This is a genomic window from Marinicella meishanensis (assembly GCF_019931145.1).
Classification (GTDB): Bacteria; Pseudomonadota; Gammaproteobacteria; order Xanthomonadales; family Marinicellaceae; genus Marinicella; species Marinicella meishanensis.
Genome location: NZ_JAIOUV010000004.1, coordinates 128,911 through 141,897 on the forward strand (window position 1 = coordinate 128,911; position 12,987 = coordinate 141,897).

At 51.2% G+C, this 12,987-nt stretch carries 10 protein-coding genes; 2 read left to right on the top strand and 8 right to left on the bottom strand.

The window, feature by feature from the left end:
* The first annotated feature begins 43 nt into the window (after window positions 1–43).
* Both K7G70_RS07750 and K7G70_RS07755 read left to right on the top strand, forming a co-directional pair.
* Complete coding sequence (locus K7G70_RS07750; protein WP_223788050.1) at window positions 44–1,390, top strand: TonB family protein; 1,347 nt, start codon at window positions 44–46, stop codon at window positions 1,388–1,390.
* Between the two features lie 146 nt (window positions 1,391–1,536).
* Window positions 1,537–2,031: a helix-turn-helix domain-containing protein gene (locus K7G70_RS07755; protein WP_223788051.1), complete on the top strand. Its 495-nt coding sequence runs from the start codon at window positions 1,537–1,539 to the stop codon at window positions 2,029–2,031.
* 107 nt (window positions 2,032–2,138) lie between these two features.
* Here the strand turns inward: K7G70_RS07755 and pnp are convergent, their stop codons facing one another.
* From pnp to infB, 8 genes are all read right to left on the bottom strand, one after another.
* On the bottom strand, window positions 2,139–4,238 hold the full coding sequence (pnp, locus tag K7G70_RS07760; RefSeq protein ID WP_223788052.1) for a polyribonucleotide nucleotidyltransferase: 2,100 nt from the start codon (window positions 4,236–4,238) through the stop codon (window positions 2,139–2,141).
* 120 nt (window positions 4,239–4,358) lie between these two features.
* On the bottom strand, window positions 4,359–4,625 hold the full coding sequence (gene rpsO / locus K7G70_RS07765) for a 30S ribosomal protein S15 (protein ID WP_223788053.1): 267 nt from the start codon (window positions 4,623–4,625) through the stop codon (window positions 4,359–4,361).
* A gap of 350 nt (window positions 4,626–4,975) precedes the next feature.
* Window positions 4,976–6,139, bottom strand: a complete 1,164-nt coding sequence (locus K7G70_RS07770; RefSeq protein WP_223788054.1) for a J domain-containing protein — start codon at window positions 6,137–6,139, stop codon at window positions 4,976–4,978.
* A gap of 31 nt (window positions 6,140–6,170) precedes the next feature.
* Window positions 6,171–7,256 (bottom strand): J domain-containing protein, encoded by a 1,086-nt coding sequence (locus K7G70_RS07775; RefSeq protein WP_223788055.1) that lies wholly within the window; start codon window positions 7,254–7,256, stop codon window positions 6,171–6,173.
* Window positions 7,256–8,950 (bottom strand): Hsp70 family protein, encoded by a 1,695-nt coding sequence (locus tag K7G70_RS07780; protein WP_223788056.1) that lies wholly within the window; start codon window positions 8,948–8,950, stop codon window positions 7,256–7,258. The genes K7G70_RS07775 and K7G70_RS07780 overlap by 1 nt, the downstream gene beginning before the upstream one ends.
* Window positions 8,951–8,960: 10 nt before the next feature.
* On the bottom strand, window positions 8,961–9,878 hold the full coding sequence (gene truB / locus K7G70_RS07785; protein ID WP_223788057.1) for a tRNA pseudouridine(55) synthase TruB: 918 nt from the start codon (window positions 9,876–9,878) through the stop codon (window positions 8,961–8,963).
* 10 nt (window positions 9,879–9,888) lie between these two features.
* Complete coding sequence (gene rbfA / locus K7G70_RS07790) at window positions 9,889–10,266, bottom strand: 30S ribosome-binding factor RbfA (RefSeq protein WP_223788058.1); 378 nt, start codon at window positions 10,264–10,266, stop codon at window positions 9,889–9,891.
* 24 nt (window positions 10,267–10,290) lie between these two features.
* Window positions 10,291–12,972: a translation initiation factor IF-2 gene (gene infB / locus K7G70_RS07795; RefSeq protein ID WP_223788059.1), complete on the bottom strand. Its 2,682-nt coding sequence runs from the start codon at window positions 12,970–12,972 to the stop codon at window positions 10,291–10,293.
* Window positions 12,973–12,987: the final 15 nt, after the last annotated feature.

Sequence of the window (12,987 nt, forward strand, 5' to 3'; positions counted from 1 at the left end):
TTTGCTATCATGATTCGCAGTTTTTTTAACAAGGAAATTATCCATGAAAAAACACGTCTTACTGCTCTCATTGTTGTTTGCCAACCTGGCGACGGCCGATTTTGATCAAGCCATGCAATGGTATGAAGAACAATCCTACGATCAGGCTTACGCTGAATTCACCCGCTTGGCCCACATTGGCAACCACCGCGCGCAATACAATTTGGCGGTGATGTACCTACACGGTCAGCATGTGGATACAGATCTGGTCCAAGCTTATGCATGGGCCAGCCTGGCACAAGACCCTGAACACCCTGAGTTCAAACCCATCATCAACACCTTAACAGCCCAGTTATCTGCCACTGAACTGCAAGCCGCCGAGCAAGCAAGCAATGCCTTGTCATCGCAGTATGGCCCAGCCGCCATTGCGCAAAAATGGGCACCGATTGAGCAACAACAAACCACTGACAAAACCGACCAGACAAGCACTTTTGACCTGAAAATAGTTGCCCGCAAACCGCCGCGCTACCCCAATGCCGCCCTACTCAACCGGGTCCAAGGCTGGGTCACGGTGGGTTTTTATGTGCACCCCGATGGCACCGTCAGACAACCCCACGTGATTGACGCCTACCCGCCAGAGGTGTTTGATAAAGCCACCCTGGATGTCGTCCAACAGTTTAAATTTTCTTTGAATTTCAAGCCTGACGCCGAGTCCAGACCGGTTTTTGCCCGGCAAACCATTGAATACAGTTTGGAGAACTTGACCAACCGAAGTGAATTGCGGCGCTTGTATGAGAACCGCTTACAAAAACTGAAAACCCAAGCCCAGGCAGGCTCTGCCCAAGCCCAGTATTTGTTTGCCATGGCCGCCAGTTCAAATTTGATGAATGAAACAGCCAAAATCAGTCGCTTCGAAGTCAATGACTGGTTGTTCAAAGCCGCCACCAATGGCCATGCCAAGGCCCAATATTTGTTGGGCAGAAACATGCTGTGCGGCGCAGGCACCGCAATCGACCGCAACAAAGCCAGCAATTGGGTGGTTTTGGCGGCCGAACAAGGTCATGCCGGAGCCGCTCGCTTGGCTTATGATCTGTTCCGCCATGACAGCCACCTCAATCAAACCGGGCAGCCTGCTGAATACTGGCTCAAACAAGCCGCCCTGGATGGCGATGCCAATGCCCAGATTGCTTACGCCAGCCACTTGGTCGAACAAGAGCCACGCTCAACTGAGGACATCGAATTGGCCCGGCAATTGCTCGAGGACCACGAAGGCCAACGCAAACCTTCGGTGAACTGGTACCAAACATCCGCCTTGGTTTACCAAGCCGCTGGCGAACCGAAAAAAGCCCAAAAACACCAAAAGAAAGCCAACAAACTGGCCAAAAAACTGGGCTGGGACTTGAGCCTGTAAAACCGCCCACAGAATGACCTGACAACCAGGTGACAGCCGACATGCGGGCGCTGTCAGGTCACCAAGTCACCCGCAAGTCACATGACAGTCGTAACATTTTGCGGCATAATAAGGATAATGGTTATCAATGAACAACGAATGACACCATGATCGTTAAAAAACTCAGGCTACAACGCAGCTGGTCACAAGAACAATTGGCTGAATACAGTGGACTCAGCATCCGCACCATTCAACGCATTGAAAAAGGCAAACCAGCCCAAATGGAATCGTTTCAATCGATCGCGGCCGTATTCGAAGTGAATGTTGAAGATTTACAACCGGAGATAGCCATGCAACAAAATCAGCAACCACCAGCCGACCAAAAGGCCCCATTGATCACCGACGAAGAAACCGAAGCCATGGAATATGTGCAGGGCTTGAAAAGTTTCTATGTGCATGCCATGGTGTTTGTGGTGATCAACACCTTCATCTTGTTGGTCAACTTACTGACCAGCCCGGGCAATCTGTGGTTTTTCTGGGCCACCCTGGGATGGGGTCTGGGCCTCGCCATGCATGCCATGGTCACCTTTGATTGGTTGGGCCGCTTTGACAGCGAATGGGAAAAGAAACAAATCGAAAAACGCCTGGGGCGCAAACTTTGAGACTTTGTGTTTCTGATCCAACTGGCGCTTGCAGCCACAAAAAAAACCCGCCAATCGGCGGGTTTTTTGATCGCTTGAATTCACTTCAAGTCTTTTTCTGATCAGCCTTATTCAGGCTTGGGTTCCAGGGCTTTCATGGACAAACGCACACGGCCTTGTTTGTCAACTTCCAGCACTTTCACTTTGACCACTTCACCTTCTTTGATTTTGTCGGTGACCTTGGCCACGCGCTCATGACAAATCTCAGAAATGTGCACCATGCCGTCTTGACCCGGTAACAGGTTGACAAAGGCGCCAAAATCCATGATTTTCACCACTTTGCCTTCGTAGGTGGCACCCACTTCAACTTCAGCGGTCAAATCTTCGATGCGTTTCTTGGCCAAGTCGCTGTCTTCCTGGTTCACCGCCGCAATGGTCACGGTGCCATCGTCGTTGATGTCGATGGTGGTATTGGTTTCTTCGGTCAAGGCACGGATGGTGGCGCCGCCTTTACCGATGATGTCACGGATCTTGTCTGGGTTGACCTTGATGGTCTCCAAACGCGGGGCATAAGCCGACATCTCAGCGCGTGGCTCTGAAATCACTTTGTTCATTTCACCCAAGATGAATTGGCGGCCAGCGGTTGCTTGACGCAAGGCAATTTCCATGATTTCACGGGTGATGCCTTGGATTTTGATGTCCATTTGCAAAGCGGTGATGGCACCTTCGGTACCGGCCACTTTGAAGTCCATGTCACCCAAATGATCTTCGTCACCCAGGATGTCAGACAACACGGCAAAATCATCGCCTTCTTTGATCAACCCCATGGCGATACCGGCCACCGGCTCTTTTAATGGGATACCGGCGTCCATCATCGACAAGGACGAACCACAGACCGAAGCCATTGAGCTCGAACCATTGGATTCGGTGATTTCAGACACGATGCGTTTCACATATGGAAATTCTTCTTCATTCGGCACCACCGCCATCAAGCCCCGTTTGGCCAAACGGCCATGGCCGATTTCACGGCGTTTGGGACCACTCATGAAACCGGCTTCACCGACACAGAATGGTGGGAAGTTGTAGTGGAACATGAAATCGTCTTTGCTCTCACCTTCGATGCCGTCGATCAATTGGGCATCACGACCGGTGCCCAAAGTGGTGGCCACGATGGCTTGGGTTTCACCGCGGGTGAACAAGGCCGAACCATGGACCCGTGGCAAAATGCCCACTTCCACCGAAATGGGACGCACTTGGGTCGGATCCCGACCGTCGATGCGGGGTGCACCCGAAATGATTTTTTGACGCACGTGGTCTTTTTCCAGCTTGCCGATCAGTTCCGCCACTTCTTTGGGGTTGTGCTCAGGCTCATCTTGTCCTTCGGGACAAAAATGAGCCATGACTTTGCTGCGCATGGCATCCAAGGCCGCATAGCGGTCTTCTTTGACTTGGTTGGCAAAAGCCGCTTCGATGTCAGCACCAAATTCTTTTTGGATGGCATCCAACAGGCTGTCATTGGTCGGTGCCACTTCCCAGTCCCAAGCCGGTTTACCGTGCTCGGCGGCGAATTCTTTGATCGCTTCAATCACCACTTGCATTTGCTCATGACCGTAGTTCACCGCACCCAGCATCACGTCTTCGCTCAGCAGGTCGGCTTCCGATTCCACCATCAACACGGCTTGATCGGTACCCGCCACCACCAAATCCAATTTGGAGGTTTCCAGTTCTTCCAGTGAAGGGTTCAACAAGTACTCACCGTCTTGGTAACCAATGCGGGCCGCGCCAATCGGGCCAGCAAACGGGATGCCAGACAGCGCCAAAGCCGCAGACGCACCGATCATGGCGGGCACATCGGCATCGATGTCTTTGCTGAAAGACATCACTTGGGCAATCACTTGCACTTCATTCTTGAAACCTTTGGGGAACAAAGGTCTGATCGGGCGATCGATCAAACGACAAATCAAGACTTCCTTTTCAGTGGGTCGGCCTTCGCGTTTGAAAAAGCCGCCAGGAATGGCCCCGGCCGCGTAGAATTTTTCTTGATAATTCACGGTCAAGGGGAAGAAGCTGGCATCCGGGTTGGCTTCTTTCTTGCCGACCACGGTCACCAACAACATGGTGTCGCCCATGGATACTTTCACTGCACCGGTGGCTTGGCGGGCGATTTGTCCCGTTTCCAGAGTCACGGTGTGCTTGCCGTATTGAAATTGTTTTACTTGTTTATTCACTGATTATTTTCCTGACCTTTGATGGGTCTGTTATTTTCTCTGCTTTCCGACTGCCTGTTCCCTATGAGCAGGCAGGTAAAAAAAAACCCGCGGATGCGGGTTTTCTTTTGACTGACGTCATTATCTTCGTAAGCCCAAACGTTGGATCAGGTTTTGATACCGATCGGCGTCTTTGCGCTTGGTGTAGGCCAACAATTTACGACGCTGGTTGATCAATTTGATCAAACCGCGGCGCGAATGCTTGTCTTTTTTATGGGTTTTGAAGTGCTCAGTCAAGTTGCTGATGCGGGCAGTCAATAAAGCCACTTGCACTTCTGGAGAACCGGTGTCATTTTCACTGGTTTTGTATTCTTTGATGATTTCTTGTCTTTGTTCAACTGTAATCATGTCATCTCTCGTTGAAGGGGTCCCATCGCTGGTATTTGACCCGTTTAAAAAACCAAACTGCCGTCAGACGCTCGCACAGCTCAGATGTGGGGCGTATTCTACTGGTTTTATGCAGCAATAACAACGTTTTTTGGGGTTTTTCGGGGTCACCATCAGGACCTGATGTTGGCCATCAAGTTGGCTTGAGTGAACAAACTCAGACAGCCTTTGTTTTGGGTCATTTTTCGACCACCCTGTGATGCTGGCAAACGGCATTCTACCGTATGATCGCAATGGACCTCACCGTTCGTTGATCAGGCCTTAATCGATCAATTGTTGACTGCCCAATGGCGATGATCACTGCTGCCGACTCACTTGATGGCCACCGTGCCTGAAACCCATTCGTGCAACCAGTGCCCCATTTTATAACGCAGAAACAGGTTGATCATGACCACCAAATAAGCCCACAAGGCCAACAACCAGAACGGTGCAGTCGGCCACAACAAGAAGCCATAAATGGGCGACATGGAGGCCTGAAAGACCGCAACCCGAATCCACATCATGTTCAGGGCCGGGTGGTTGCCGAACAAATCATAAACTTTGATGTCGTTGATGTGTTGGCCGGGTGATTTGCGCCAGCGGGACAGTTGCATGCCACTCATGACCAGCATCAACAGCACACAGGTGATCATTCGGTAATCACCCTGAAATATGACACTGATCTTGTGTTCAGGCATCATCAGAGCGGCCAACAAAATACTGGCCGCCAAAGCCACCACCACATCAAACCACCAGGCCAACAAACGCTGCCAGCCAGTGGCCGGGGCATGGTCATGGCCACCGGTTTGCTGCCATTCGATCAGGTGGTACACATGTTGTACATAGGCCGGGGCAAAGCGCCGCTCAAAATGCACCCAATTGGCTTCCCAATCCATCACCTCATTGCAGTAGTTGACCACTTGGGCGTCAAACGCGGCCAAATTCCCCGCCTGCATTTGAAAATGATTGTATTCGACAATGCGCTTGAATATTTCCTCGGACAAGGCCTCTCGAGCCGCCAGATCACTGATGTCATGATACTGTTCCAGGAACTGCCAATGGGTCAGGTCGCGCTTGATGGCGATGGGGGCGAAAGCGGTGGCCTTGAATTGTTTGAGGATGTCGGTCACCACTTGCCAGGAAGCTTCATCGGCCAACAGCACTTGGTCAACCGAAGGCGATTCTGTCGAGGTGCTTGTCTCAGCAGTTGTCTCAGCGGTTGGTGCCGTTGTTGGCGCCGGTTCGGGATCATGTACTGAGGGCTCTGGTTCCTGTGCCTGGTCGGCAGCAAGGGGCGTTGGCGGAGTGTCAGCCCAGGCAGGTTCTTGCCAATCAGCCGCGTTCCATTTCAATGCTGCCTGATACGCCTCATTGACCCGCTGAAAACCCTCCGGATCGCTGTCCGGTCGGTGCTGTCGCAACAACCGGGCATAGGCCTTTTTGATGGCTTTGCGGTCATCGGTTTCAGTTATTTCGAGTACATCCCATGGATACATCTGGCTTCCTAATTTCAGTTTAAATGATGCTTCAATTTGATTCTATTTGTGCCACTGTGACACCAGTCAGCCAATCATGTAGTGGCTTGTCTTTGAGCACCCATATGACCAATGAGCTGACCATCAACACCAGGGAAAGGATGAACCAAAAATTCATATCAATATTTCCATTTACCATTGATACATAAACACACCATGCTGATCCATGAAACAACATCAATCGAATCAAAATTCTGAATCTACTTGCCAACTGTTCCCCGTTCGCGGTTAACCTAAATCCAAGTGTATATTTGCCAAGAGAAGTTTTGTACTTGGAAAGTTCAGTGAGCCCTGTCATCAAACTGAAAATAATCAAAAAGACTGGTATGACATAACCGGGGTAATCATCAGGCATTTTTAAGAAAATGAACAAGGTGAAAAGAGCAGCTGCTCCCATATCTAACGAAAAAGCGGCCAACTTGTAAAAATTATGTTTTTTAGGAATCTGATTCGACTCAGATTGAACATAAGTCCGATCTATTGTGTTTTCGAAGTATGTAGACGGATATAATTGATTCAACTCTTGCCAATTACGATCCCAATCAAAAATCTGGTTCATCAAAATCAGAACATCACGATCAATCAACAATACACCATTTGTTTTAAGTTCATTGTGGTTTAATTCGGCAACTTTTTTAAACATCTCTTTGGATACTTGTTCTTTAAAGCTTAACTCCAATATGTCATGAAACCCATGCAAAAATTGCCAGTTTTGCAGATCATTTCGTATCTTTAATTTTGTCTTGATCAATTCATCTGTCTTGGTAAATAAATCTTCTGCCACACTATGACAATCAACCTGAAACTTTGACTCAGCCCCGAGCGAATTGGTAGCGTCATTTGATTTTTTGGTCTGAAATTCTTGATGGTCATTCGAAATGGTTTCAGAGTCCAACTCGACCTGTTGACCATTATTCTGTGTTATCAATATCAACGCCGCCTGATACGCCTCATTGACCCGCTTAAAACCCTCCGGATCGCTGTCCGGTCGGTGCTGTCGCAACAACCGGGCATAGGCTTTTTTGATGGCTTTGCGGTCATCGGTGGGCGCCAAACCCAACACATCCCAGGGGAACATCAGAACCACCGGTTGGCTTCGAATTGGGCCAATTGTTCCCGCATGTGGGCCATGCCTTGCTCGATTTGTTTGGGGTCTTGAGAGGCCAACACGTCATTGAAACGCTGCACCAACTGATTGATCGCTTCGCGCTCCTCTTGGATGCTGTTTTCATAGATGGTTTCGGCCCGCATCATCAATTCCTGCACTGCCTCGCTTTCTCTGGGGTGAAACTTCAGCCCTTGCAGTTTTTTGCGTGACTTGGCGATGTCTGCCGCACTGAGTTCTTGCGGTGAATTGTTGATCAGCAGGTTTTTGCTGTCGCCGGTTGACAACACTTTGGCGTCCACTTCCAAGATGCCATTGACGTCATAACTGATGCGCAACTCGACCTGCTCCTGCCCTTGCGGCCCGGGTGGTACAGTGACTTCAAACTCACCCAACAAGATGTTGTTTTTGACCAGGCGACTTTCACCTTGGTAGATTTTCATGTTGAGTTTTTTCTGGTTATCCGTGGCCGTTTCATAGATGTTGTAGCGGCTGGCCGGGACCACCGTGTTGCGCTCAATGATCGGACTGAACAACAAACTGTCGTCATACACACTGTGGTTAACCACCGCGGTGCCCAGGGTGTATGGACACACATCGGTCAACACCACATCTTGTAAGTCCTCGTTGCGGGCTTTCAAGCCGGCTTGAATCGCCGCCCCATGGGCTATGGTCAAATCCGGATCGATGTCGGTGCGTGGCATTTTTTTGAACAAGCGGGTGACCAAAGACCGCACGAAAGACATCCGCGAGGCCCCACCAACCAAAATGATTTCATCCATTTCATCTGGTCGCAGACGGGCATCTTTCAAACACAGCTCAATGGACTTGATCATTTTTTGCAACAACGGCTTGCAGGCTTGTTCGAACGTGTCTTTCTCGATCGTCACTGTGGGAGTGGGCACCGACAGAAAAGGTTCGATCTGCCAATTCTGTTTGGCACTTTGTTTTTTCAAATCTTCCATGCGGGTGTACAACAAGTGGCGGTCGTTGGCCGACAGCTTTGGCGGCTTGATGCCGGCTTTGTCGGCGTAAATGTCAACCAACACCTGCAGAAAATCTTCGCCACCCAAATAATTGTCACCACCCGACGCTTTGACCTCCAATATGTCATCAAAATATTCCATGATCGACACATCAAAAGTGCCACCACCCAAATCAATGATCATGAAGTCGGTGTATTCGGGTTTGGTTTGTAAGCCATAGGCAATGGCGGCGGCGGTGGGTTCGTTGATCAGTTTTTCCACTTTCAGATCGATCATGGCGGCGGCTTGCATGGTGGCTTTGCGTTGCACCCCATTGAAATAGGCCGGTACCGAAATGATTGCTTCGGTGACTGTTTGGCCTGTGTGTTTCTCTGCGTCTTCAACCAATTTACGCAACACCATGGAGGACAGTTCCACGGGTGAGTATTGCTGTCGGTGGATGCGAAACACCTTGTCGCTGCCCATGTACCGTTTGAAATTGGCCACCGATTCTTTGGGATACAACAGCGAGCGGGTTTTGGCGGTCTTGCCAATGTGCAAGCGGCCGTCTTTTTCCACGCTGATGCAAGAAGGGGTGAGGTATTCAGAAAAATTGTTGGGTATCAGTTTGGCTGCACCGTCCTGGTACACGGCACACACGCTGTTGGTGGTGCCCAAATCAATGCCGATCAGCATGGTCATTTCACTCCTGTCAAACTGCCTTTTGACTGTAAGATTTGTAAAACAGTTTTTTTACCTTCAATTGATGGTGTTGCACTTCACCCAGTCCCAAAAACCGGTCAGTCCAATCAAACATGCGGTAAATTCCTTGCTCGATAGTATAACTGATTTTTTTGCCATGGATCAGGTCCTGGGTTTGGCTTTCACTCAAATCCAATCGGGGATACTCAACCAAGGCGGTTTCCAATGGCATCAACACCTCGCTCAAAGGCCGTTGTTGGATGGTTGCTAGGTCCAGCATGTGTTCAGCGGTGAAGATCCCGGTTTGGGTGCGGTGCAAGGCCGACATGTGGGCCACGGTGCCCAATTGTGCGGCGAAATCTTCCAGCAGCGTGCGGATGTAGGTGCCCTTGGACACTTTGATTTCAAATTCCAGGTATTCGGATGTATGGGCCAACAGGGTGAAATGATGCACCGTCACGGGACGGGCTGGGCGTTCGACGGTTTTGCCTTGGCGAGCCAGGTCATACAAGCGCTGACCTTGGTGGTGCAAGGCCGAATACATCGGCGGAATTTGTTCAATGTCGCCGGTCAGTGCCGCACAAGCCTGTTCGATTTCCTCGCTTGTCAGCGTCGGTACTGGGGCGGTTTCGATCACTTGGCCGGTGGCATCCCCGGTGTCGGTTTGGCTGCCCAACACACAACGGGCGATGTAGGTTTTGTCGGCATTGATCAACAGGTTGGCGACTTTGGTGGCGTCACCAAAACAACAGGGCAGCAACCCGGTGGCCATGGGGTCCAGGTTACCGGTGTGGCCGGCTTTTTTGGCTTGGATGGCATGCCGCAACTTCTGCATGGCTTGATTGGAGCTCATGCCGGTCGCTTTGTTCAGCAAGATGATGCCGTGGATGTCGCGGTAGTGGCGTTTGGCAGAGGTTCGCTGGCCCATCAGCGCAGACTCAGGCGTCTTCTTCGGTCAAGTTGGGGTCGGTGGCGCGGGCCTTTTGAATCAGGTGTTCCAATTTGCGACCATATTCCAAAGAAGCGTCGTACTTGAAGCGCAATTCCGGTACTTTGCGGGTGTTCAGTTGTTGGGCCATGACCCGGCGCAATTGTTTGGCATTCAAACTCAGGGTTTGGATCGCCAGCTTCTCTTGTGATGGGTCCAGGGTGTTGATGTACACCGTGGCCACCGACAAATCGCGGGTCACCTCAACATCTGAGATGGTGATGAACGACGTGTCCTCATCAGGCAAATCTTGATGTATGGCCGTGGCCAGGGTGCGGCGTAAATGCGCCGCGACCCGGTCACTGCGTTTGAAATCTCTGTGTCCCATAATCTCGCTGTCTTGTTATAGACTTTATTCCAAAGTCCTTTGGACTTCAACCCGCTCGTAACATTCGATCTGATCACCGGATTGCACGTCTTTGTATTGTTTCACCCCGATACCACATTCGGTACCCGACTTCACTTCATTGACGTCGTCTTTGTGGCGGCGCAAGGATTCCAATTCACCCTCAAAAATCACCACATTGTCACGCAACACACGGATCGGATTGTCGCGGCGGACCACCCCTTCTGACACCAAGCAACCAGCAATGGTGCCGAACTTGGATGAGCGGAACACGTCTTTGACATCGGCGATGCCAATGATTTCTTCTTTGACCTCGGTGCCCAAAATACCGGTCACCGATTGTTTGACCTGATCAATCGCTTCATAAATGATGCTGAAGTAATGCAGGTCCAAATCACTTTCTTTGATGAATTCACGGGCGGCTTTGTCGGCACGCACGTTGAAGCCGATGATGATGGCACTGGAGGCCGCCGCCAATTGGGCATCGGCATTGGTGATGCCACCGACACCAGCAGAAATCACTTTCACATCGACGTCATCATTGGAAATGTTCTCCAACGATTCACGCAAGGCTTCCACCGAACCTTGCACATCGGCCTTGACCAACAAATTGACGTTGAGTTTTTCTTCCTGACCCATTTGCGACATCAGGTTTTCCAACTTCGCGGCTTGTTGGCGCTTCAGGCGCATTTCGCGTTCTTGTTCGCGGTGCTCTTGGGCCGCTTCCCGGGCGTGTTTCTTGTTCTTAACCACCAGGAATTCATCACCGGCTATCGGCACCCCGGACAAGCCCAGCACCACCGCCGGGATCGAAGGTCCGGCGTCATCAATTTCATGACCGCTTTCATCAATCAGGCTGCGAATGCGGCCAAATTGTTCACCACACAAAATCATGTCACCTTTTTTCAAGGTGCCGTTTTTAACCAGTACGGTGGCCACCGGACCACGGCCTTTGTCCAATGAAGACTCCACCACAATGCCTGAGGCACTGGAGTCTTTCACGGCTTTCAGCTCCATCACTTCGGCTTGCAAAGAAATGGCGTCCAGCAGGTCATCAATGCCTTGGCCGGTCAGGGCCGACACTTCAATGAATTGCACGTCACCGCCCCAGTCTTCTGGCACCACTTCGTGGCTGGCCAGGTCTTGTTTGACTTTGTCGACATTGGCTTCGGGCAAATCAATCTTATTCACCGCCACAATCAAGGGCACCCCTGCGGCTTTGGCGTGCTCAATGCCTTCTTGAGTTTGTGGCATCACACCGTCGTTGGCTGCCACCACCAGAATCACGATGTCGGTTACTTGGGCACCGCGGGCACGCATCGCGGTGAAGGCCGCGTGACCTGGGGTGTCAATGAAGGAAATCACCCCTTTGTCGGTGGTCACGTGGTAAGCACCGATGTGTTGGGTGATGCCACCGGCTTCTTTGTCGGTGACTTTGGTGTCTCTGATGTAATCCAACAAAGAGGTTTTGCCGTGATCCACGTGGCCCATGACGGTCACCACAGGCGGTCTGGTTTCGGCGTTCTCTTCGTCGATTTCTTGTTCGGATTCTTGTTTCAGGATTTCGGCTTTGGACTGCACCACCGCTTCTTCGGCTTTGTGGCCCAATTCTTCCACCACCAAAATCGCGGTGTCTTGATCCAAGGGTTGGTTGATGGTCACCATCATGCCCATTTGCATCAACACTTTGATCACGTCACTGGCTTTGATTGACAACTCTTTGGCCAAATCCGCCACCGTGATGTTTTCTGGAATGGCCACGGTTTTGACCACTGGAGCGGCCGGCATTTGGAAGCCGTGCTCTCCTTTGCCTGCAGACACCGGACGCATGGCTTTGCGCTCACCTCGGCCGTGGGAACTGCCAGACACGTGCAGTTGTTTGCGGCCATAGCGCGTGTTGGAACGTTTGTCGCCACTGCGGTCTGCACCGCGGCCTTTGTCTCGTTTGTTGTCGGCGGCACCGGCTTTCTCGCGGCGTTTGCGGTTGGCCCGTTCTGAGATGGCTTTTTGCACCTGTTGGTTGACCAACTCATCATGTCGCCGCTTGCGCTCAGCCTCTTCGTCCAGTTTTTGCTTGGGAGCAGCTGTCTTTTCTGCTGCTGCAGCCGCTTCCTCACTGTCTTCGGCGGCGTCTGCCTCAGTCACATCGGCTTCGGTGGCCGCTTCGACTTCTGCTGCTGTTTCGGCTTCGGCGGCAGCCGCTTCGGCTTCGGCAGCAGCCGCTTGCTCCGCGGCTTGTTCTGCTTTCTGCTTGGCCGCTGCTTCGGCTTCATTCTTGGCTTGTTCTTCGGCTTCTAATTGACGCTTGCGCTCGGCCAAAGCTTCCTGTGCGGCTTGGCGTTCCTTTTCAATTTCAGCCAGTTCTGACTGGCTGGGACCAACGCTGCGTTTTTTCTTTTTGACTTCGATGTTGATGCTTTTGGTCTTGGCCGGTCCGCCGCCACTACTGGCCACCCGCAAAACTTCTTTTGACTTGCGCTTGAGCACCACTTTTTTGCGTGGGGACAGGCTTTTTTTCTCTTTGCCATGGGCACCACGCAAGAATTCCAACAGCTTCACTTTGGATTCATTGCTGATGGTGTCATCTTCTGACTTGGCAGGGATGCCTGCACTGGCCAGTTGTTCCATCAGCTTTTCAGTGGTAATCCCGAGGACTCCAGCCAATTGTTTTACGGTTACATCAGACATGTTGTCTCCTGTTGT

Coding starts and splice junctions, on each gene's coding strand:
- K7G70_RS07750 (WP_223788050.1), top strand. CDS start 44: ATGAAAAAACACGTCTTACTGCTCTCATTGTTGTTTGCCAACCTGGCG.
- K7G70_RS07755 (WP_223788051.1), top strand. CDS start 1,537: ATGATCGTTAAAAAACTCAGGCTACAACGCAGCTGGTCACAAGAACAA.
- rpsO (WP_223788053.1), bottom strand. CDS start 4,625: ATGATTACAGTTGAACAAAGACAAGAAATCATCAAAGAATACAAAACC.
- K7G70_RS07770 (WP_223788054.1), bottom strand. CDS start 6,139: ATGTATCCATGGGATGTACTCGAAATAACTGAAACCGATGACCGCAAA.
- K7G70_RS07775 (WP_223788055.1), bottom strand. CDS start 7,256: ATGTTCCCCTGGGATGTGTTGGGTTTGGCGCCCACCGATGACCGCAAA.
- K7G70_RS07780 (WP_223788056.1), bottom strand. CDS start 8,950: ATGACCATGCTGATCGGCATTGATTTGGGCACCACCAACAGCGTGTGT.
- truB (WP_223788057.1), bottom strand. CDS start 9,878: ATGGGCCAGCGAACCTCTGCCAAACGCCACTACCGCGACATCCACGGC.
- rbfA (WP_223788058.1), bottom strand. CDS start 10,266: ATGGGACACAGAGATTTCAAACGCAGTGACCGGGTCGCGGCGCATTTA.
- infB (WP_223788059.1), bottom strand. CDS start 12,972: ATGTCTGATGTAACCGTAAAACAATTGGCTGGAGTCCTCGGGATTACC.